We start from the raw sequence: 21,648 nt of genomic DNA, 5'->3' as shown, positions 1-21,648 counted from the left end.
TACGCTCCCTGCATGACATCCAAGCTCAGGGAGGACAGGGATGTATCTGAAGCACGCACTTCGCGCGGCGACTGCATTGACGTTCGTCGCAACGGCCGCGGCCCACGCGCAGACCATCACGATCGCCACGGTAAACAATGGCGACATGATCAGGATGCAGGGCTATACTGACAAATTCACCGAAGCGACCGGCATCGACGTCGAATGGGTGACGCTGGAAGAAAACGTGCTGCGCCAGCGCGTAACCACCGACATCACCACCAAAGGCGGTCAGTTCGACATCATGACCATCGGCATGTACGAAACCCCGATCTGGGGTGCCAATGGCTGGCTGGTGCCGCTGGAAGGCATGTCCGCCGAGTATGACGTGGACGACATCCTACCCGCGATGCGCAACGGTCTGAGCAACGACGGGACGCTCTATGCCGCGCCATTCTATGGCGAAAGCTCGATGGTCATGTACCGCACCGACCTGATGGAACAAGCAGGTCTTGAGATGCCCGACGCACCGACCTGGCAGTTCATCCGCGAAGCGGCGGCGGCGATGACCGATCGCGACAATGACATCAACGGGATTTGCCTGCGCGGAAAGGCAGGCTGGGGTGAGGGCGGCGCCTTTATCACCGTGACCGGAAATTCCTTCGGTGCGCGCTGGTTCGACGAAGACTGGAAGCCCCAGTTTGACCAGCCCGAATGGAACCAAGCGCTGACGTTCTTTGTGGACATGATGGCTGAATCCGGGCCTGCTGGCTATGCGACGAACGGCTTCAACGAGAACCTGTCGCTGTTCCAGCAAGGCAAGTGCGGTATGTGGATCGACGCCACCGTTGCGGCCTCATTCGTAACCAATCCCGACGACTCGACCGTGGCGGACAAGGTCGGTTTCGCCTTGGCCCCGAACGCCGAGGGCGTTGACAAACGCTCCAACTGGCTCTGGGCATGGGCGCTGGCCATTCCGGCGGGCACACAGCAAGAGGACGCGGCCAAACAGTTCATCGAGTGGGCAACCTCCAAGGACTACATCGAGCTGGTGGCCGAAAACGAAGGTTGGGCCAACGTCCCGCCGGGTGCGCGCACCTCGCTGTATGAGAACCCCGAGTATCAGAAGGTACCCTTCGCCAAGATGACGCTGGATTCGATCCTGTCAGCTGACCCAAACAACCCGACAGTCAAACCGGTGCCCTATGTTGGCATCCAGTTTGCGGCGATCCCGGAATTTGCAGGCATCGCCACACAAGTCAGCCAGGAATTCTCGGCGGTCTACGCCGGACAGCAATCGGTCGAAGAGGCGCTGGAAAAAGCGCAAGCCTTCACCGCCGAAGAAATGGAAGCCGCAGGGTACTGAGGCATCCTCCCCGCGGGCGGGCAGAGATCTGCCCCCCGCCTTACCCTTCCACAACCCACGTTTTTCTCGCAGGCTGGTAAGCGCCTGAACAGAGAGGTCTTGCGTCATGGCAACTCAACATTCCCGATCCGTTGCGCGCCTTATGATGGCACCCGCCGTGGTCCTACTGCTTGGCTGGATGCTCGTGCCACTGACGATGACACTGTATTTTTCCTTCAAGAAATACCTGCCGCTGCGTGGTGGTGATCTGGGCTGGGTTGGTCTGGACAACTACATCCGCTTCGTCTCATCCAGCTCGTTCTGGCCCGCGGTTCAGGCAACGCTGGTGATCGTCGGCGGCGTTCTGGTGATCACGGTGGTGCTGGGCATCCTGCTGGCGATGCTGCTGGATCAACCGATGTGGGGCCAAGGCGTTGTCCGCATTCTGGTGATTGCACCGTTCTTCGTCATGCCGACGGTTTCAGCGCTGGTCTGGAAGAACATGTTCATGGACCCGGTGAACGGTCTGCTGGCCCACCTATGGCGCTTTTTCGGGGCCGAGCCGATTTCATGGCTGTCCGAAGCGTCGATGACCTCGATCATCATGATCGTCTCGTGGCAGTGGCTACCCTTCGCCACGCTGATCCTGCTAACCGCGATCCAGTCGCTGGACAGCGAACAGCTGGAAGCGGCCGAGATGGACGGCGCACCTGTCCTAAAACGCTTCTACCACATCGTCTTGCCGCATCTGAGCCGCGCGATTACCATCGTGATCCTGATCCAGACGATCTTCCTTCTGTCGATCTTCGCCGAGATTTTCGTGACCACCGGCGGCGCGTTCGGCACCCGCACACTCACCTACCTGATCTTCCAGCGCGTGCTGGAAAGCCAGAACGTTGGCCTTGGATCAGCCGGAGGTGTCTACGCCATCATACTTGCCAACATCGTTGCCATCTTCCTGATGCGCATCGTCGGCAAAAACCTGGACGCGTGAGGAGGAACGACCATGGCCCGCGCCGTCACAACCCGCCGCAAATCGCTGAACACCGCCCTTGCCTGGGCTGTTGGACTGCTGATCTTTTTCCCAATCCTCTGGACGATCCTGACCAGCTTCAAGACCGAAGCGCAAGCCATCGCCAGCCCACCGCTGTTCCTGAACTTCAACTGGACGCTTGAGAACTATGCCATCGTGCAGGAACGCTCGGATTACATGCGGTTCCTGTGGAACTCGGTCATCATCGCAGGCGGTTCCACCATTCTGGGCGTGATCATCGCAGTGCCCGCTGCATGGGCGATGGCCTTCGTGCCCTCGAAACGCACCAAAGACATCCTATTGTGGATGCTGTCCACCAAGATGCTGCCAGCGGTAGGCGTTCTCTACCCGATCTACCTGCTGTTCATCCGTCTGGGTCTGCTGGACACACGCGGAGGGTTGGTCGTGGTCCTGATGTTGATCAACCTGCCGATCATCGTCTGGATGCTCTACACCTATTTCCGCGAAATCCCCGGAGAAATCCTTGAGGCAGCGCGGATGGACGGGGCGACCTTGAAAGAGGAAATCCTCTATGTCCTGACACCCATGGCCATTCCCGGCATCGCCTCGACCGTGCTGTTGAACTTCATCCTGGCGTGGAACGAGGCGTTCTGGACCCTCAACCTGACAGCTGTTGACGCGGCCCCGCTCACTGCCTTCATCGCCAGCTATTCCAGCCCCGAAGGCCTGTTCTTTGCCAAGCTCAGCGCGGCCTCGACCATGGCGATTGCACCGATCCTGATCCTTGGCTGGTTCAGCCAGAAACAACTTGTCCGCGGCCTGACCTTCGGCGCTGTGAAATAAGGAGCCTTCCGTATGGGACGCATTCAACTCAAGTCCGTGACCAAAAGCTTCGGCGACGTACAGGTCATTCCCCCATTGGACCTGACCATCCAGGACGGCGAGTTCACCGTCTTCGTCGGTCCCTCGGGTTGCGGCAAGTCCACTCTGCTGCGCCTGATCGCGGGGCTCGAGGATATCACCAGTGGCTCCATCGACATTGACGGATCGGACGCCACCGATGTGCCGCCTGCCAAACGTGGTCTGGCGATGGTGTTCCAGTCTTACGCGTTGTACCCGCATATGACCGTGCGCAAGAACATCGCCTTCCCGCTGCGCATGGCCAAGCTGGATCAGGCTGAGATCGACAAGCGCGTCGAAGGGGCGGCCAGCGTTCTGAACCTGACCGACTATCTGGATCGCCGTCCAGGTCAGTTGTCGGGCGGACAGCGTCAGCGCGTCGCCATTGGTCGCGCGATCGTGCGGGAACCAGCGGCCTTCCTGTTCGACGAACCGCTGTCGAACCTCGATGCCGCGTTGCGCGTTGGAATGCGGTTAGAGATCAGCGAATTGCACGAACGTCTGGCGACCACGATGATCTACGTGACCCACGATCAGGTCGAAGCCATGACCATGGCTGACAAGATCGTCGTCCTACAGGCCGGTGTTATTGAACAGGTCGGCTCTCCGCTAGAGCTTTACCGGACCCCCCGCAACCTGTTCGTTGCAGGCTTCATCGGATCTCCCAAGATGAACTTCATCGAGGGCGAAGAGGCCGCGAAACACGGCGCGCATACGATTGGAATACGCCCCGAACACATCGCGGTTTCCGACAGCGAGGGCACGTGGTCGGGCGTTGTCGGCGTGTCGGAACATCTGGGATCAGACACGTTCTTCCACATCCATGAAACCGGGCTGGCTGACACGATCACCGTCCGTGCTGATGGAGAAGTCGGCTTCCGCCACGGCGACCGCATCCACCTGACCCCACGGGCAGATGTGATTCACCGGTTTGACGCACAGGGGCTGCGGATCGAATGAACCGCCTGGCTGGCAAAACCGCCCTCATCACCGGGGCCGCGCGTGGCATAGGGTTGGCCTTTGCCAAGGCGTATGCTGCCGAAGGCGCGCGTGTCGCGATAGCCGACATTGACGACCGTCGGGCGCAAGAGGAAGCGACCGAAATCGGGGACGCCGCCATGGCCGTCGGAATGGACGTAACCAACCAGAGCAGCATAGATGACGCCGTCGCGCAAACGGCCGCGCATTTCGGTCCCATCGACATTCTGATCAACAATGCGGCCATCTTCACCGCCGCCCCAATCGTCGAGATCGAGCGCGCCGACTATACCCGCGTCTTCGAAATCAACGTCGCTGGTACACTGTTCACGATGCAGGCCGTCGCGCGTCACATGATCGAACACGGGACCAAAGGCCGGATCATCAACATGGCGTCTCAGGCCGGACGACGTGGCGAGCCCCTGGTCGCTGTGTACTGCGCCAGCAAGGCGGCAATCATATCCCTGACCCAATCGGCCGGACTGAACCTGATCTCTCACGGGATCAACGTGAACGCCATAGCTCCGGGTGTAGTGGACGGCGAACACTGGGACGGTGTCGATGCGTTCTTTGCAAAACACGAAGGCAAACCCCTTGGACAAAAGAAACACGAAGTGGCGGCGGCGGTCCCCTATGGCCGGATGGGGCGCGCCGAAGACCTGACCGGAATGGCGGTGTTTCTGGCCTCGGACGAGGCCAAGTACATCGTCGCACAGACCTACAATGTTGATGGCGGAAACTGGATGAGCTGATGAACCCTGTGACGAAGGCAAACCCTCCGGCGCGGCTGCGGCGCGATAGTCTTTCGGACCTGCCGGCAACCGTCAGGACTCCGACATATGCGCGCACTGACCTGACGCCGGGGATCGTCCATATCGGGCTAGGCAATTTTCACCGCGCACATCAGGCCTGGTATATTCACCAGATGATGCAGCAGGGTCTGGCCTATGACTGGGCGATCATCGGGGCCGGTGTACGAAAATATGATGTCGTGATGCGCGAGAGGTTGCTCGCGCAGGACTGCCTGACCACCTTGATCGAACTGGACCCGACAGGCATTTCCGCCGAAGTGATCGGCCCGATGATCGACTACCTGCCGATAGAGGACAACAATGCTGCCCTGATCCGTAAGTTGGTTGACCCATCCATCCGGATTGTGTCGCTGACAGTAACCGAGGGCGGGTACTTTCTGGATGCCAACACCGGGGCCTTCGACACGGATCACGAAGATATTCGCCATGATGCGCGGAACCCGAACCAACCCCGCACGGCTTTTGGTGCCATTGTAGCGGCGCTAAAGCAGCGCCGGGCGAACGGCCTCAAGCCCTTTACTGCGCTCAGCTGCGACAACCTTCAGGGCAATGGCAGAATCCTGCGCGACTGTGTTGTAGGCTTGGCGCGTATGTCCGACCCTGATCTGGCCAACTGGATTGATGGACACGGCGCGTTCCCCAATTCGATGGTCGATTGCATCGTGCCCGCAACGACGGACCAAGTGGTCTCGCAAAGCCTCGCGCTTGGCATCGACGACCGCGCTCCTGTTTCGCACGAAAATTTTCGCCAATGGGTGATCGAAGATGACTTCTGCGCCGGGCGGCCACCTTTGGAACAAGTGGGCGTAACGCTCACCCATGATGTCCACAGCTATGAGATCATGAAACTGCGGGTTTTGAACGGAGGGCACCAACTGCTGGCAAATGTTGGGGAAATTCTGAGTATCCCGACGATTTCAGACTGCATGCTGGACCCTGACATCCTGGCATTTTTTGAGAAAGTTCAGGCGGAGGAAATTCTACCTCACGTCCAAGCTGTACCCGGGACGACCGGGGAGGAATATCTTGAATTGGTAAAGAAGAGATTTTCCAACAGTGCAGTTCACGACACAACACGCCGGGTCGCGTTTGACGGATCTTCCCGACACCCGGTTTTTTTGCTGCCCTCATTGCGCGATGCGGTTGTTTCCGGGTCCTCCATACAAGGACTGGCACTGGCCGAAGCATTTTGGTGCAGGATGTGCACTGGTGTTCGTGAAGACGGCTCCGAAATTGCGCCAAACGACCCGTATTGGGAAGACCTTCAAAAGACAGCCCTGGCGTCCAAAGCCGATCCGGAACTTTGGCTGAACCAACGCCAATATTATGGCACGTCCAGCATCAGCAAACAGTTTTCCGAAGCCTTCACCGCGTGGATGAACACGATCTGGCAGAGTGGCGGTCGGAGAGCTATTGCTGAATATGTCACTCTGGTTTGACAGACATACTAATCTACCGCCGCAAATCAGGATCAGTCTCCGATACACTTTTCAATTTCCGATGGTCAGAAATATGGCGTCGGCTTACTTACGATACTTGAGCCTCTGTCAATGCAGTCGCAGTGAAGATCTGCTTCCCGCCCGTTCGTGCCCCGATGAGGACAGCTTGGATGCTGACACGAGTGCAACTACGTACGAAGCAAGCTGGTGCCGTTTTTCAGCGCCCTACCCGTTCCGGTCCAGGTTTGAACAATCGGGCAAAGACTTTGCTTCTGCTGCGGCAACTTTGGATGGAATCGAAGTCGCAAACATGATCCGCAAAGGTCAATTCACGCCTGGGCTCTGCCCATTTCTCCAATTCGCGAAACTGGCTTCTTAACCCGCTGGTCCGGCGTGATCTCCTCGTTCAGTGATAAGCTTCGCAACAGAGCCCCTATAGTATGGCAATCAGTTGGTTGGGTGCGCAAAATAAAGTCGTTTTGCGCACCACTAACGTCACCCGTAACATCAAGTCTTTTGGTCCAGGCTCAGGTTTCGCGGCGAAACTCACCGAGATATTCGGCAAGTTTCCCTACGATATCCTGTGCGTCCTCGGCAGAGACCTCTTTCCCACGAACACGAATGCGCAGCTCTCCGGCGGAAACTTCGGCCATGATATCGCCTCCCCCAGGCAGGGCGACAGTCGGCAACCGCTGAACCTGCTGTGGACGCCCCCCGCGCGCCTTGTCCTTTGACGGTGCGGGTGACGTTTTCAAGGCGTCCTCCAGCAAAGCCCACTCCGATTTCGGATCCAGCTCCCCTACCCCGGCCAGAGCCTGACGCAGTTTGGTCTGCGCACCGTCCCGCAGTGCCGAGGCCAGTTTCAAGCCAGACTTCTCGGACAAAGCAACGGGATGTTGCAACAGGTCACCCAACGCTTCGTGCACCATCGCAAAGCTGCGAACCTTGGATCGTTTTGCCTTGGAGGCCGCTGCAAACAGGACATCGACAGCGGCTTCGGTCGACGCAAACACCCCCTGCCCTGCAGCCAGCACCGCAATGCGACCGCGTTCATAAGGGCTGAGGTTTGACCTGAGCTCGTTTTCCTCGACCATGGACACATAGGCACCCTGCCCCGATCCCGCCTCGCGGATGAAGGCCGGGATTTCAGCAAAACGCGGATCCGTGTCCGCAAGACGCCGAAAGGCGTTCAGACGTCGGAATCCCGAGATCAGCCCGTAACTGTCCCCATCCCGCGTTACCTCGATCGGAGTACGCAGACCGTGGACGCGCAGCGACTCGAGCAGTTCGGCCATGGCATCTTCGTCTTCGACCATCCGGTCGCGGCGAATGAAGTCTGCGTCGATTTGATCCAATGGCAGCATTTCCGCCACCAACCCTGCGTCTTGAGCATCGCGCCACCGTGCCGCATCCCCCTGATCCTGCGCCAGGGCCAGACGATCCGTGACGGCGGTCATGCCATTCAAAGTCGCTGCCTCAGCCGCAACCTGAGCAATCGGGGGCGTTGAGGATATGGTCTCAAACGGGCTAATTGACGGTTTCGCGGCGAAACCGGCCTCAAGCTGTTCCAGTTCCGCAGTATCCGGAGCGGTCAATCTTCTGCGCTTAGCCATCTGCTTCTCCTCCCATCTGAGCGTCACGCCACCAGCAGCCGATCAGAACCTGTTTGAATTCGGCATAGGTGCGGTCAAACGTTTCCCGACCTCTTACGTATGTGTCCCGGTTGAAATCCCTGTAATCGGCCTCATAGATGCCGTTCACCTGTTCCCCAGCCTGCCCGACCAACGCCGTATAGTCCTGCCTGTATGCGTTCATGAAATCCCCGAAATAGGCCTGGATAACGTTGGCCATATCCGTCTGTTGGCTGGCATCGAAGCGGGTGATGATCGCCCGCACTACATCCCATTCAAACTTAAGTTCAGGTAAACCCGCCGCCCGCTGGGCCGCGTTCTCACCATCCTCAATGCTTGCGAAAGTCGTGTAGAGCATGTCGAAGAACCGACCCGTCGAGTCGAACTCAAGGAATGACGCGCCGAGGGGGACCAACAAAATGTCAGCAGCAGCCAGCGCGTTGATCGTTAGGTACCCAAGTGCAGGAGGCGTATCCAGGAATACGATGTCATAATCGTTAAGAACGCCTTCATCATGCAGGAAGTTGGTCAAGCCGTCCCAAAGCGGCCAGCTGCGCAGCCCCATACGCCAGACCGGGATCTGAAACTCGGCCCAATAAAGGTTCAGCTGAGCGCCTATCAGATCGATATTGGGCCAGTGCGTCTTTTGAATGACATCGCGGGGCAGGGTATTCAGCGCCTCTTGCAGGGTCTCATCCAGGGGAATTTCAGGCTGACCCGCAGCATCCCTAACCCTGTTTTCCTCCTGCACGGCACGAGCGTAATCTTTGGCAATCAGCGGAAATACCGTTTGCCATTCATCCGCAACATTTCCACCCAGAATGGAGGTCATCGATCCCTGACTGTCCAGGTCGATGACCAGTACTTTATACCCGTCCAACGCAGCAGACATGGCCAGATGCGCAGCGGTCGAGGTTTTGCCGACACCGCCTTTGAAGTTGGCAACCGCCACGACTTTAGCAGGCAACCCTTCTGGTCGGTACGGCAAGTATTCCTTAGTGCTGACGCCTTCCGCGGCGAAATGCTGCCTGAGTGTGAGAACTTCTTCCAGCGTGAACCATTTCGAACCAGCCTCGCCTTCACCCTGGGGCAGATCCGGGTTTGCCTTCAGAACCCGGCGCAAATGAGCGGGAGCCACTGGGATCAGGTATTTGGTGATTTCCCAAATCGAGAACCGGCGCAATCTTTTCTCACCATCCGGGGCATATCCCCGACGGGCCAGATCTTCGCGTCCCTTGGCACAGAACGTAGCCGCTTTTGCGAATCGAGAGGTCCCGATAGGATCAGGCAGCTTCTCCGCTGCAAGCTCGGGGTCCAGGTTCAAATAGGGCGGCAGAGGAGGTTGGGTAGATTTATTCACTGTCGATGCCTCAGATAATGTTCGCCTTACCGGCGTATATTGCCCAACATAGCGAACATTTTGCGCTGAGGCTATCCTCTGAAAGGGAGTTTTCCACAGAATATGGTCTTGGTGCTCGGTTTCGCCACGAAACTAAAAGAAAAGAGAGCACACAGGCCAACAAAGAGTTTATTATTTTTAGATGTTTTAGAATCTTTAAGTCAAAAAAATCATTATAAAACAATAGTTAGGTGTACTTCCAGTACCTGAATACGGGATCAAAGGTACCCGATTCCGGGATCAAAAGAACCCACATGCAGGACCAAAGGTTCCGGTTTGCGGGAAGAAGGGTGCCGATTCGCAGGGCTTTGAATTTTCGGACAGTTTAGACCCTAAACCCGGACCTTTCGGTGGGTGGATTTAGGTGACAGTGTCTATTGGAGGCGCATTCATGGACCGTTTCTGTGGATAACTTACCTGAGTTTGACGCTAGGTACCCAGATACGGGATTCCTTCATTCCTGTATTTGGGTACCCAAATTGATTTGATCCGCAGGTACTTTTCATGTCAGATATACCGAAAACGAGCAGCCAGGCAGAATCATGCCGGATACACAATTGGATATGGATCAGCTTTCCGGGGCACTGCGCCGGGAGACGGTCAAGAAAAACGTCGCCGCGATTCACATCAGCGGCAAACTTACGTTGTTGCAGCGCAAGCTGTCCAATGTCCTGTTGCTGAATGCCTATGACGCTCTGACCTCTGCACAGACACATACTATTGACGCCCGCACCCTTGCGATGATGGTCGGCTACAACTCCAACGATTTCGATACGCTGCGGGCCAGCTTGCGAGCGCTGGCCGAGACCGTCGCAGAGTGGGATATGCTGGACGAACAGGGTCGGCAGGAATGGGGTGTGTCCTCGCTGCTCAGTTTTGCCAAGCTGAAGAACGGGATTTGTGAGTACGCTTATTCTCCGGCCTTGGCGCAGAAACTCTATGACCCAAAAATCTATGCGCTGATCAACGTCCAAATCCAAAGGAACTTCAGCTCGGGCCATGGATTGGCGCTTTATGAGAATTGCTACCGTTTCGTTCGAACCGGGTCGACGGGATGGTGGGCGCTGGATGTGTTCCGCAAGCTCATGGGGGTCGATGGCAGCGACTATTACAGCAGCTTCAAGCACCTGAATGCGAAGATCATCAAGCCGGCCGTTGCCGAAGTGAACAAAAGCTCGGACATTTTGATCGAGCCAGAGTTTCAGAAAAAGGGACGCACGGTCACCGATATTCGGTTTCTGATCAAGGGAAACCCGCAAAAGGCGATGTTCGAGATCGACGACAGCGATGGCGTTCGCAACCTGCAGGTCTACAAGACGCTGCGCAAACAAGGGGTGTCAGACCGGCTTGCCCGCCAATGGATCGCAGAGCATGGCGAGGACTACGTGCAGCAGAAGCTGGATTATGTCAGCGGGCAGGGGGACGTGAAATCCACGGTCGGCTATTTGTCCGCGGCTTTGCGGGACGACTACCAGCCGCCGGAAAAAGAAGTACCGGCTGAACCCAGTCCCGAAGCCGTTGAGGCTGCGCGCGTGCGCAAGGCCGAAAAGGTGCTCGAGGATCAGGCCTACGCGGCGCGCGCAGCGGAACGGGCCGAGCGGTCCCGCAAATTGTCCATCGTCGAAGAGCTGGTTTCGCGGCGAAACCCCACTCAGAGGGATGCGGACAAACGGCTGTTTCTGGCAGGGCTCGACAATGATTTGGACCGGGAGCATTTCCGCGCTCATGGCTGGCGTTCGGGTCTGAACGCCAACGCTATCTTCGATTTTTGGGAAGAACTTGAACCCGACGCATTCACCTAGACGTCGGAAGAAGGGGCCGTAAACGGCCCCTTGGAACATCAACGGTCTTTCATCGCCGACTTAAGTGCATCCGCGAATGCACTGTTGTGCGCATTACCGTCAGATTTTGCGCGTTGTGTTCCTTTGGCTTTTGAGTGACCAAAGCTCTTTTTCGGTTCACGGTTGGCCCGATCCTCGCGCGCTGAGGCACCGCCATCCTTGCGCATCGTCAGGCCGATCCGTTTGCGGGGAACATCCACTTCAACCACTGTGACTTTGACAACCTGGCCGGTTTTGACCACTTCATGCGGGTCCTTGACGAACCGGTCCGCCAGTTGGCTGACATGCACGAGCCCGTCCTGATGCACACCGATATCCACGAAGGCACCAAAGGCGGCGACGTTGGTGACAGTACCTTCCAGCACCATACCCGGTTTCAGATCGGTGATCTCTTCAACGCCATCGGTGAATGAGGCGGTGACAAAGCTCGGTCTTGGATCGCGGCCGGGTTTTTCCAATTCGGCAAAGATATCCCGAACGGTCGGCAGGCCGAACGTGTCGTTGACGAATTGCTCGGCTCGCAGTCCTTTCAAAGCGCCGTCATGGCCCATGATCTGCCGGATGTCGCGTTCGCAGGCGGAAACAACCCGACGCGCCACGTCATAGGCTTCGGGGTGAACCGAGGAGGCATCCAAAGGTTCCAAGCCGTCGCGAATGCGCAAAAAGCCCGCACATTGCTCATAAGCCCGGGGGCCAAGGCGGGCCACTTTCAGCAGCTCCTTGCGCGATTGAAACGCGCCGTTCAGGTCGCGATGCAGGACAATCGCTTCGGCCAGCCCGGGGCCCAGACCCGAGACATGAGAGAGCAGGGGCGCCGAAGCCGTATTCAGATCAACGCCCACGGCGTTCACCACGTCTTCGATCACCGAGGCCAGGGATTGCGACAGGCGGTGCTGATCCACGTCGTGCTGATACTGACCGACGCCAATTGACTTCGGTTCGATTTTGACCAGCTCGGCCAGTGGGTCCTGCAGCCGCCGAGCGATTGACACGGCTCCGCGCAACGACACATCGAGATCAGGAAACTCGCGCGCGGCCAGTTCTGAAGCGGAATAGACCGAGGCGCCTGCTTCGGAGACAACCACCTTGGTCGGGGTTTTCACGGTTTTGGGCAACAGCTTCAGCGCGTCGGCCACCATCTTCTCGGTTTCGCGGCTGGCGGTGCCGTTACCGATGGCAATCAATTCGATTTTGTGGGCGGCGATCAGGTTCAGAATAGTGGCCTGTGCACCGCGCAGATCATTCTTTGGCTGAAACGGGTAAAGCGTGTCCGTTGCGACCACCTTGCCAGTGGCGTCAACAACGGCTGCTTTGACACCGGTGCGGATACCGGGGTCCAGACCCAGGGTTGCCCGCGCTCCGGCCGGCGCGGCAAACAGCAAGTCCTTGAGATTGCGGGAAAAAACCTGAATAGCTTCGTCTTGCGCCCGGCTGCGCAGGTCGGCCATCAGCTCAACCATCATCGACAGGGACAGTTTCACCCGCCAGGTCCACCCGGCCACTTTGCGCAGCCACTTATCCGCGGGGCCGTCACCACGCGTGTGCAGATGGGCGGCGACGATGGCCTCAGCCCGCGCGGCGCCCGCTTCGGGTTCCGGCGCGATATCCAGCGTTACGATCCCTTCTTTCGAGGCGCGCAGCATCGCCAACGCCCGGTGCGACGGGGTTTTCGACCAAAGCTCGGTGTGGCCGAAATAGTCGCTGAATTTTGCGCCTTCCTGTTCCTTGCCGTCGATCACTTTCGAAGTCAGCAGAGCCTCGCGTTGCATGAAATCGCGCAGCTCGCCCAGCAGGGTGGCGTTTTCGGTCAGCCGTTCGGTGATGATATCCCGCGCGCCGTTCAGCGCGTCTTTTGTGGTCGGCACCGCCTCGGTCACATAACCCTGCGCCAGAGTTTCGGGATCGGCGGACCGGTCGTCCAGAATGGCATCGGCCAACGGCTCCAGCCCATTTTCCCGCGCGATCATCGCCTTGGTTCGACGCTTGGGTTTGTAAGGCAGATAGATGTCTTCCAGCTGTGCTTTGGTATCAGCCTGCGCGATGGATTTGGCCAGATCGTCGGTCAGTTTACCCTGATCCTTGATCGAGCCCAAGATAGTCTCGCGCCGGGCCTCAAGCTCGCGTAAATAGGTCAGCCGGTCGGATAGGGTCCGCAGTTGGGTATCGTCCAGCCCGCCGGTTACCTCTTTTCGATAGCGGGCGACAAAGGGGACGGTGGCCCCTTCGTCCAGCAGTTTCACCGCTGCCCCCACCTGTTCAGGGCGGGCGTTGATCTCGGTGGCGATGGTGCGGGCGATGCGGTCCAAGGGGGCCTCCTGAAAATGTCTGGAGGAACTTCTTAGCCAGCCGCATCCCCAAGGGGAAGGGGGATCGGACCTGTTCGGCGAACCCCTGCAGGTCATCGTGCCGAGATTTTGGGACTTTGACATATCGACCCGGATCAGACGTTTCATTTCTTTCTTCCTCGGGCTATGTCAATTCTGAGCCTTCGGACCCTGGTCCGTGAGTAACACAAACAGGTCGCGAATTTTTTGATGAGTGTTGAAACAAGCTCGGAACAGGCCGTGCGCGGCGCGATCCAGATGCACTCGAAACGTGTTTGGCGGTTCGGGCTGGCGCTGTCCGGTGCATCGGATGTGGCCGACGACCTGTTGCAATCCACTTGTCTGCGCGCGCTGGAACGCCATCATCAGGTGACGTCCTTCGAGCGGCTGGACAGTTGGCTGATCACCATCTGCCGCTCGATCTGGCTGAATGAGGTGCGGGCTCGTTCGGTCCGCAAGGCGCAGGCACTGTCGGTCACGCCCGAAGCGGAACTGATTGCTGCCGGGCCGGACGCGGAAACGAATATTTTCGCCGCTGAAGTGTTTACTCAAGTGATGCAACTTCCGGAAGCGCAGCGCGAGACGGTCATGCTTGTGTTCGTCGAGGGCTATAGCTACCGCGAGGCCGCCGCGTTGCTGGAGGTGCCGATAGGAACGATTATGAGCCGGCTGTCCAACGCCCGGCAGAAACTGAAAACCGTGATGCAGCATGAGGCGGCAGACGCCGTTCGACGGAGTGGCAAATGAAGTTTTCCGACGAGACGCTGACAGCGTATCTGGAAGGCAAACTGGACGAGGCCGAAGCCCGCGCCATCGAAAGCGCGGTTGAGGCCGACCCCGAGCTTGAGCAGCGCCTGATGGCGCTGGACCCGTTTGCGCCTGTGGTGCAGGCGGTGTTCGAGCGTGTCCCCGCCGAAACGCCTGCGGTGGATCTGCCCGAGCACGTGCCTGTTGCGCCCGTTCGGCCTGCGGGAGGTGGGTTGCGGTTGCTGGCCGTTGCAGCCTCGGTCGCGGTTGTGGCCGTATCCGCCACCTACTGGGCTATGCGTCCGAAACCTTTGGGCTGGGCCGCGCAGGCGGCCATTTATCAGTCGCTCTATACGCCGGACACGATCGCGTCTCTGGACAGCTCGCCTCAGGCGCTGGACGCGCAGTTTGCGATGGCCGAGGAACAGCTGGGGCGGTCGCTGAACCGCGCGGCGCTTGAAGCCCTGCCGGGCGGAGAACTGAAACGCGCGCAGATCCTGTCATTCAAGGGCAAGCCCCTGGTTCAGGTCGTGTTTGCCGACGAACAGGGTCAGCCCTTTGCCTTTTGTGTGATCCGGCAGGGCGAAGGCGCGCCGACAAGGGAACTGAAAGAGGCGGTTCTCAGCGGGTTGGCCACGGCGACCTGGGCGCGGGATGGGTATGGATACATGCTGATCGGCGCCAAGGATCAGACCGATCTGGCCGGGCAGCTGGACATCCTGACCACAAGTTTCCCGGGCTGATGGCACGGGGTGTAAAAACGCCTTGTGAACTGCGGCAATTCCCCGAAATATACCGGATATGACGACAAGACCTGTCATACCTGATCCGGATGAGGACGCCGACGCGGTTGGTCCTCCCAGTATCTATGACGTGGACCCGCCCGAAGACGACGATCTGTGGTTTCTACCGCCCGAGGATGAAGAGGCGGTCGAGGACTATTTGATCCCCGGTCCCAAGGTGGATCGCCGATTGTTGTTCGATCCGCGGGATTGGCGCGCGGCACAGGCCGAGCTGTCCTATGAACTGGCCGATCTCGCTGCGATCTTCGGTGCGTTGGACGAACGGTTGCGCGCAGGGCCGGATGGGTGGACCCATCGGTTGGCTCTGATGGATGTGTCCGATCTGGGCTGGTGGACCGGCGACCGGATCAGTGTGGATCGACTGGCGCTGTGGACGGGTCTGCGCATCGGTGCAACCGGAGACGACGTTCAGGCGCTGTTCCGCGCAGGATGGGCGGTGCGGCGGCTAACTGCCGGTCCCGGCCCCTCGGAGGGCGGGTGGGAGACCGGCCTGACAGCGTTTCTGGACCGGATGGCGCAGGGGATCGAAGACATCCCCGAGGCGGTGGCCGATCTGGCCGAAGTGATGCGCAACTCGGAAGGTCTGCACCCGGTCACGCAGGCCGCAATGGCCTTTCACGCCTGGCGCGCGCTGTCGCAGGGTATTGGGCAGGATACCGAGGCCGCAATCATCGCGGCCCGTCATGCGGCAACGATGGGGCGGGGCGGGGCGATGTTCATGCCGCTGGCCCTGTCAGGCCCGGGCGCGTTGCGCGGGGCAGGGGAGGTGGACGAAAAGCTCTCGGCCTGGGTCCGGGGGGCAGGGCAGGCGGCGCTGGCCGCGTTGATGCACCTGGACCGGGTCAGCGCCTGGGACCAGCGCGCGCGCGAGGCCACCAGCGGGCTCAGTGGACGGACACCACCCCTGTTGATTGATGTTCTGACCGCATGGCCCATGGTTTCGGCGCCGCTGGCCGAAGAATTGACCAAAGCCTCACGCGCGGCGGTGCAACGCAATATCGACAGATTTACCCGACGTGGCCTGATCCGCGAGGTGACAGGGCAGGGGCGTTACCGGGTCTGGACTGCGGCGCTGTAATCCAGCAGCCAGTCGCGAAACGCACGCGCAGGAGGGCGCAGTGCGGCGCGCGACGGATAGACCAGATGATAGGCTTCCTGCCCGGCAACCTGAATGTCCGGCAGGCAGGGGACAAGGCCGGACAGTTGCATGATACGATCGGAGGCAGGCGCGCGGGCCAGCGCAATGCCACCGCCGCTGGCCGAAAGCTCGGCCGCCATCAGCGAATTGTCGGCAAAGAAAAACCGTGCCTGACCGGCGGGCAGACGCAAGGTTTCGAACAGGTGCAGCCAGCTTGCGCGATGGGTCGAGACCTCGATCAGCGGGAACTGAAACAGGTCCTGTGGGCTTTGGATCTGCGCTGCAATCACGGGCGGGGCCATCGGATACAGGGTTTCATGCAGCAACATGTCGCTTTCGGTCCCGTAGAGCGCCGGGTTGCCGAAGACGATCTGCAAATCGGTGAACTGGTTGGCAAAATCCGACACCAGATTCCCAGTGGTCAAGGACAGGTTGATCTGAGGATGCGCTGTCTGAAAATCCGGTAAGCCACCGGCAATCACGCCATGCGCGAACAACAGGACGGACTGTACAAATAACCGTTGTGCCCGGGATTCGCCAAATAGCCCTGTAGTGGCGGTTTCCAGCATCAGCAGAGATTGCTGAACCGATGGCAGATAAGCCCGTCCCGCCTCGGTCAGGGTCACCGCATGGGCGTGGCGGTGAAACAGCGGCGTGCCCAGCCGTGTCTCCAACGCCTTGACCTGTTGGCTGACGGCTGCTGCCGACATGTTCAACTGAGTGGCAGCGCGGGCAAAGCTTTCGGTGCGGGCCGCGGCCTCGAACACGCGCAGCCAATTAAGAGAGGGGATGCGGGACGACATGAACAAAGGCTAAGCTGAACTTATCCTCACGGGCAAGAGGTTGCGCGCTGGCCCGATTGGTTTGTGCCCTATCCTTCGGCGACACGCATCCAAGAGGTACGACATGCCGCAAACCGCCCCAAAGTCTGAAACCGCGCTGACTGCAGCCCAATCCGCACAGTATTGGGAAGACGGGTTTCTTTTTCCGCTGACGATTTTTTCAGCCCAGGAATCCGCCGAGATTCGCGCTGAGCTGGAACAGCTTGAACAGGATTGGCTGGCTGCGGATTTGCCCCTGCCGCTGAACACCTACAAGCGTGTAAACGCGCATTTGGTGATCCCGCTGGCGGCCCGGATCGCGCTGGACCCTAGGGTGTTGGACGCGGTTGAGGGCGTTCTGGGCCCGGATATCATGGTTTGGTCGGCCGAGTTTTTTATTAAAGAGGCACATACCGATCACACCGTGGGTATGCATCAGGACCTGACTTATTGGGGTATGGGTGAAACGCCGGATCAGGTCACCGCCTGGATTGCGCTGTCCCCTGCCACGGTCGCAAGCGGCTGCATGGACTTCGTGCAGGGAAGCCACAAGAACCCGATCCTGCCGCATAACGATACCTATTCCGAAACCAACCTGCTGTCGCGCGGTCAGGAGGTTGCTGTCGATGTGGCCGAGGAGGACAAGACCCATATCGAACTGGCACCCGGGCAGATGTCCTTGCACCACGGGCTGACCATTCACGGCTCGGGTCCGAACCGGTCCGAGGATCGCAGGATCGGTCTGGCCATCCGGTATCTGAACCCCAACGCAAAGCAGCTGGTTGCGGATCGTGACTATGCCATGTTGGCGCGTGGACAGGACGGGCAGTCCAACTTCGTGCATGTCGAGCCGCCAAGCCACCTGTTCTCGGAGCGGGCGTTGGCCCTTTACGAACAGGTGCGCAGGGATCAGAGCAAGGCGCTGGCGGATGGGGCCAAAAGCGCGGTTCCGTTGTACGGGTAGGCTGACCACAGCAGACAGTGTTAGGCGCTGACTTCGCCGCCTGTTGCAAAACCTCTGTTATCCTTCGATTTCCCTGACCGGCGTGCAGGCAGGAACCTGCCGCCGGTAATTTCGGCCATTTCTAGCCTTGGGTTGCATTCCGCGAGTTCTTGCTGTTTCTGAGACGTCAAAGATGCACACAGTATTCCGTGGGAAAAAATGATGACGAAAAAGGCGTTGATTACCGGTATTACCGGACAGGACGGGTCTTATCTGGCCGAGTTTCTGTTGGAAAAAGGCTATGAAGTTCATGGGATTAAGCGCCGCGCGTCCTCGTTCAACACGCAGCGGATCGACCATATCTATCAAGACCCGCATGTTCCCAACCCAAATCTGTATCTGCATTACGGTGACCTCAGCGATACGTCGAACCTGACGCGAATCATTCAGGAAGTGCAGCCGGACGAGGTTTACAACCTCGGCGCGCAGTCCCATGTCGCGGTCAGTTTTGAATCTCCGGAATATACCGCCGATGTCGATGCCATCGGCACGTTGCGCCTGCTTGAAGCGATCCGGTTCCTAGGGCTTGAGAAGAAAACCCGGTTCTATCAGGCCTCGACTTCGGAACTGTATGGTCTGGTGCAGGAAATCCCGCAGCGTGAGACAACGCCGTTCCACCCGCGCTCGCCTTACGCGGTGGCCAAGCTGTATTCCTACTGGATCACGGTGAACTACCGTGAAGCCTATGGCATGTATGCCTGCAACGGCATCCTGTTCAACCACGAGAGTCCCCGCCGCGGTGAAACCTTCGTGACCCGCAAGATCACCCGCGGTCTGGCGAATATCGCGCAGGGTCTGGAAAACTGCCTGTATATGGGCAACATCGACAGCCTGCGCGATTGGGGCCATGCGAAAGACTATGTGCGGATGCAATGGCTGATGCTGCAACAGGACAACCCCGAAGATTTCGTGATCGCGACCGGCGTGCAGTATTCGGTCCGTCAGTTCATCGAATGGTCGGCGGCTGAGTTAGGCATCACCCTGGAGTTCACAGGCGAAGGCGTGGATGAGATTGCAACGGTCAAATCGATCGAGGGCGACAACGCACCGGCCTTGAAACCGGGCGATGTGATCATGCGCATCGACCCGCAATATTTCCGTCCGGCCGAGGTGGAAACGCTGCTGGGCGATCCGTCGAATGCCAAGACCAAGCTGGGCTGGGAGCCCGAGCTGACCGTTCAGGAAATGTGCGCCGAGATGGTTGTCGAGGACCTCAAGACCTCGAAACGTCATGCGCTGTTGAAAGAGCATGGCTATGAGTTGCCTGTAAGTCTGGAAAACGGCTGAGGAGGGCGCCATGCGCAAGATCTACGTAGCAGGCCACCGCGGCATGGTTGGTGGCGCAATCCTGCGCCGCTTGCAGGATCGGAAGGCCGCAGGCGAAGCGCTTGAGTTGGTCACCCGTACACATGCTGAGTTGGACCTGACCGATCAGGCCGCCGTGCGCGATTTCATGCAGACCGAACGCCCGGATGTCGTGATCCTGGCCGCGGCCAAAGTGGGCGGTATTCACGCCAACAACACATATCCCGCGGATTTCATCTACGACAACCTGATGATCGAATGTAACGTGATCCATCAGGCCTTTGCCGCCGGGGTGAAGCATCTGCTGCAACTGGGCAGTTCCTGCATCTACCCGCGCGCTGTACCGCAGCCGATGCGCGAAGATGCATTGCTGACCGGCGTACTTGAGCCGACCAACGAACCCTATGCGGTGGCCAAGATCGCCGGGATCAAACTGTGTGAAAGCTATAACCGGCAACACGGTGTCGATTACCGCTCGGTCATGCCGACCAACCTCTATGGCCCGGGCGACAATTTCCACCCGGAAAACAGCCATGTGCTGCCTGCCCTGATCCGTCGCTTCCACGAGGCGCAGCGGGATGGTTTGGATGAGGTCGTGATCTGGGGCACCGGCAAACCCCGCCGCGAATTCCTCCATGTGGATGACATGGCCGAAGCGTCGCTGTTCGTGCTCGACCTGCCCCGCGATGTTTATGAGGCGAACACCCAGCCGATGTTGAGCCATATCAATGTCGGCTGTGGCGAGGATGTTTCGATCGCGGAACTGGCGGCTCTGGTGGCGAAAACCACCGGATTCACCGGCAAGATCACGCAGGATGTCAGCAAACCGGACGGCACTATGCGCAAGCTGATGGATGTGTCTCGTCTGGCTGATATGGGCTGGCGCGCGCGCGTCGGGCTCGAAGACGGGATTCGCGAAACCTATGCCTGGTTCCTGGATCAGGCGGACGCGGATCTGCGCGCAAAGTAAAAGCCCGGGCGTGGGCCCGGGCAATTCGAGATCAGAACCAGCGGCCAATTGCAGTGGCCGTTGGTGCCAGCGCCGTCGCATCAATCGCGGTGGACAGAACCTTGAACTGTACCTGAGTGTCAGTCGGTGCATCGAGCCCCATGAAACGGGTGGTAGCGCCTCCGCTACCGGACACCGCAACGGTTGAGCCCACCGCAAAAGCCACCGGGAAATCCCAAACCACCGCATTGCTTGCAAACAAAGCACCTTCTGTATTCGTACAGTCCATGGCCGTCAGCGAGACGGCGCAGATCTGGGTACCATCGGCAAAGCGCACATAATCGCCATTTGCGTTTGAACCGCGTTCGATGACGCCCCCGGTCGGACTGCCACCGCTCTGCGCCACGACACCCAGCAGGTTGCCCGGGCCATAGCCGAAGTCCGCCCGCATCAGCCGACCAGCGGTGGTGTCATCCGCGCTGGTCTGAACAGCCGCGCCGCTGGCGGCTCCGGTCGCTGGATCGAAACTCAGCGCGTCGGTCCAGCTGCTGCCATCGGGCGAGACTTTGATGGCAAAGCCGGTGTCGCCGGACAAGCCCATCTCGGCATGGCCGGTCCAGTTGGATTGAAACAACAGGGACGCGGTGTCGCCTGCGTTGGCCTTGTTGATCTTCAACTGATGCCCGCCGCCATCATGACTGAGAAGCGTCGCCGGAGACCGCACCGAAAGACGGTTTGTGCTGTTATACCCGGTGGCGATACCCACACCGTCCAAGTTTTGCGTCGCGACCGGAGGATTGATCCAGGCGCTGCCATCCCAGATTACTATTTGCCCGGCGCTCTCATCCCACGCGCGCCAGCCCATGCCGGGCGTCACGAAATGCCAAGCATTGTCCAGCCACGCGGCCAGCTTCCCGGCTTGCCCGGTCCAATCCCCCGTGGGTGATGGGCCCAACGCGTGGACCTCTCCCTGGTCCGGGACGGCGGGCGGGGTCGAGGCGTTTGTCGTGGCCACACTCAGTTGCGTGATCAGGTCCAGCTGCCGCAGCGCTTCGTTATGGGTGACGTGTTTTTGCGCCTGCGACGGCTGTAAAAATGGCAGGTTTAAGCGAGGTGAGTTCTGTGACACGGGCGTCCTCCTGAGGCTGTCGGTCCGACAATTGAATTGCGCGCCACATTGCCGTGTGGTGCATGAATCCTGTCTGACCGGGCCGGACGCCCGAAAAACCACTTGCTAACT

18 protein-coding genes and 1 pseudogene are annotated in these 21,648 nt (G+C 59.1%); 14 read left to right on the top strand and 5 right to left on the bottom strand.

Annotated features, from left to right (window positions below):
• Positions 1–40 precede the first annotated feature (40 nt).
• The 7 genes and pseudogenes from GOX63_RS13560 to GOX63_RS23795 all read left to right on the top strand — a co-directional run.
• The gene (locus GOX63_RS13560; RefSeq protein ID WP_170545981.1) at positions 41–1,345 is read left to right on the top strand and encodes an ABC transporter substrate-binding protein; all 1,305 of its coding nucleotides are present in this window, start codon (positions 41–43) and stop codon (positions 1,343–1,345) included.
• Between the two features lie 106 nt (positions 1,346–1,451).
• Positions 1,452–2,318 carry a carbohydrate ABC transporter permease gene (locus tag GOX63_RS13555; RefSeq protein ID WP_170545979.1) on the top strand — a complete coding sequence of 289 codons (867 nt, stop codon included), beginning with the start codon at positions 1,452–1,454 and terminating at the stop codon, positions 2,316–2,318.
• A 12-nt stretch (positions 2,319–2,330) separates the two neighbouring features.
• Entirely contained in the window at positions 2,331–3,161 is an 831-nt protein-coding gene (locus GOX63_RS13550) for a carbohydrate ABC transporter permease (protein WP_068333782.1), read from the top strand.
• Between the two features lie 12 nt (positions 3,162–3,173).
• Positions 3,174–4,178, top strand: a complete 1,005-nt coding sequence (locus tag GOX63_RS13545; protein ID WP_170326655.1) for an ABC transporter ATP-binding protein — start codon at positions 3,174–3,176, stop codon at positions 4,176–4,178.
• On the top strand, positions 4,175–4,948 hold the full coding sequence (locus GOX63_RS13540) for an L-iditol 2-dehydrogenase (protein WP_170326656.1): 774 nt from the start codon (positions 4,175–4,177) through the stop codon (positions 4,946–4,948). Before GOX63_RS13545 ends, GOX63_RS13540 begins: the two co-directional genes overlap by 4 nt.
• Positions 4,948–6,447 carry a mannitol dehydrogenase family protein gene (locus GOX63_RS13535; protein ID WP_170326657.1) on the top strand — a complete coding sequence of 500 codons (1,500 nt, stop codon included), beginning with the start codon at positions 4,948–4,950 and terminating at the stop codon, positions 6,445–6,447. Before GOX63_RS13540 ends, GOX63_RS13535 begins: the two co-directional genes overlap by 1 nt.
• Positions 6,448–6,706: 259 nt before the next feature.
• A pseudogene (locus GOX63_RS23795) lies at positions 6,707–6,826 on the top strand (IS6 family transposase); the annotation flags it as partial.
• Positions 6,827–6,974: 148 nt separating this feature from the next.
• On the opposite strand, the gene GOX63_RS13530 reads toward GOX63_RS23795, so the two are convergent.
• The gene (locus tag GOX63_RS13530; protein ID WP_170545976.1) at positions 6,975–8,060 is read right to left on the bottom strand and encodes a ParB/RepB/Spo0J family partition protein; all 1,086 of its coding nucleotides are present in this window, start codon (positions 8,058–8,060) and stop codon (positions 6,975–6,977) included.
• Positions 8,053–9,438: an AAA family ATPase gene (locus GOX63_RS13525; RefSeq protein ID WP_170326659.1), complete on the bottom strand. Its 1,386-nt coding sequence runs from the start codon at positions 9,436–9,438 to the stop codon at positions 8,053–8,055. The genes GOX63_RS13530 and GOX63_RS13525 overlap by 8 nt, the downstream gene beginning before the upstream one ends.
• 581 nt (positions 9,439–10,019) lie before the next feature.
• Here GOX63_RS13525 and GOX63_RS13520 point away from each other — a divergent pair.
• Positions 10,020–11,279, top strand: a complete 1,260-nt coding sequence (locus tag GOX63_RS13520; protein WP_170326660.1) for a replication initiation protein — start codon at positions 10,020–10,022, stop codon at positions 11,277–11,279.
• Between the two features lie 38 nt (positions 11,280–11,317).
• Here the strand turns inward: GOX63_RS13520 and GOX63_RS13515 are convergent, their stop codons facing one another.
• Positions 11,318–13,624 (bottom strand): Tex family protein, encoded by a 2,307-nt coding sequence (locus tag GOX63_RS13515; RefSeq protein ID WP_217356199.1) that lies wholly within the window; start codon positions 13,622–13,624, stop codon positions 11,318–11,320.
• 228 nt (positions 13,625–13,852) lie between these two features.
• On the opposite strand from GOX63_RS13515, the gene GOX63_RS13510 reads away from it, so the two are divergent.
• Genes GOX63_RS13510 through GOX63_RS13500 form a run of 3 tightly spaced genes read left to right on the top strand, consistent with a single transcriptional unit; the run spans position 13,853 to position 16,270 of the window.
• Complete coding sequence (locus tag GOX63_RS13510; RefSeq protein ID WP_170326661.1) at positions 13,853–14,389, top strand: RNA polymerase sigma factor; 537 nt, start codon at positions 13,853–13,855, stop codon at positions 14,387–14,389.
• Positions 14,386–15,132, top strand: coding sequence for a hypothetical protein (locus GOX63_RS13505; protein ID WP_170326662.1), 747 nt, complete (start codon positions 14,386–14,388; stop codon positions 15,130–15,132). Before GOX63_RS13510 ends, GOX63_RS13505 begins: the two co-directional genes overlap by 4 nt.
• 58 nt (positions 15,133–15,190) lie before the next feature.
• Entirely contained in the window at positions 15,191–16,270 is a 1,080-nt protein-coding gene (locus tag GOX63_RS13500) for a helix-turn-helix domain-containing protein (protein ID WP_170326663.1), read from the top strand.
• Here GOX63_RS13500 and GOX63_RS13495 read toward each other — a convergent pair.
• Positions 16,243–17,133 carry a LysR family transcriptional regulator gene (locus tag GOX63_RS13495; protein WP_170326664.1) on the bottom strand — a complete coding sequence of 297 codons (891 nt, stop codon included), beginning with the start codon at positions 17,131–17,133 and terminating at the stop codon, positions 16,243–16,245. The two genes, GOX63_RS13500 and GOX63_RS13495, sit on opposite strands and share 28 nt — an antisense overlap.
• Before the next feature lie 103 nt (positions 17,134–17,236).
• Here GOX63_RS13495 and GOX63_RS13490 point away from each other — a divergent pair, with 103 nt between their 5' ends.
• From GOX63_RS13490 to fcl, 3 genes are all read left to right on the top strand, one after another.
• The gene (locus GOX63_RS13490) at positions 17,237–18,115 is read left to right on the top strand and encodes a phytanoyl-CoA dioxygenase family protein (protein WP_170545973.1); all 879 of its coding nucleotides are present in this window, start codon (positions 17,237–17,239) and stop codon (positions 18,113–18,115) included.
• A gap of 201 nt (positions 18,116–18,316) precedes the next feature.
• The gene (gene gmd, locus GOX63_RS13485) at positions 18,317–19,441 is read left to right on the top strand and encodes a GDP-mannose 4,6-dehydratase (RefSeq protein ID WP_170326666.1); all 1,125 of its coding nucleotides are present in this window, start codon (positions 18,317–18,319) and stop codon (positions 19,439–19,441) included.
• A gap of 10 nt (positions 19,442–19,451) precedes the next feature.
• Positions 19,452–20,429 carry a GDP-L-fucose synthase gene (fcl, locus tag GOX63_RS13480; RefSeq protein WP_170326667.1) on the top strand — a complete coding sequence of 326 codons (978 nt, stop codon included), beginning with the start codon at positions 19,452–19,454 and terminating at the stop codon, positions 20,427–20,429.
• 31 nt (positions 20,430–20,460) lie between these two features.
• On the opposite strand, the gene GOX63_RS13475 is transcribed toward fcl, so the two are convergent.
• On the bottom strand, positions 20,461–21,537 hold the full coding sequence (locus GOX63_RS13475; RefSeq protein WP_170545970.1) for a DUF2793 domain-containing protein: 1,077 nt from the start codon (positions 21,535–21,537) through the stop codon (positions 20,461–20,463).
• Positions 21,538–21,648: the final 111 nt, after the last annotated feature.

It is taken from the genome of Ruegeria arenilitoris (assembly GCF_013031355.1).
Taxonomy (GTDB): Bacteria; Pseudomonadota; Alphaproteobacteria; order Rhodobacterales; family Rhodobacteraceae; genus Ruegeria; species Ruegeria arenilitoris_C.
This window is presented reverse-complemented; position numbering and strand designations above follow the sequence as displayed.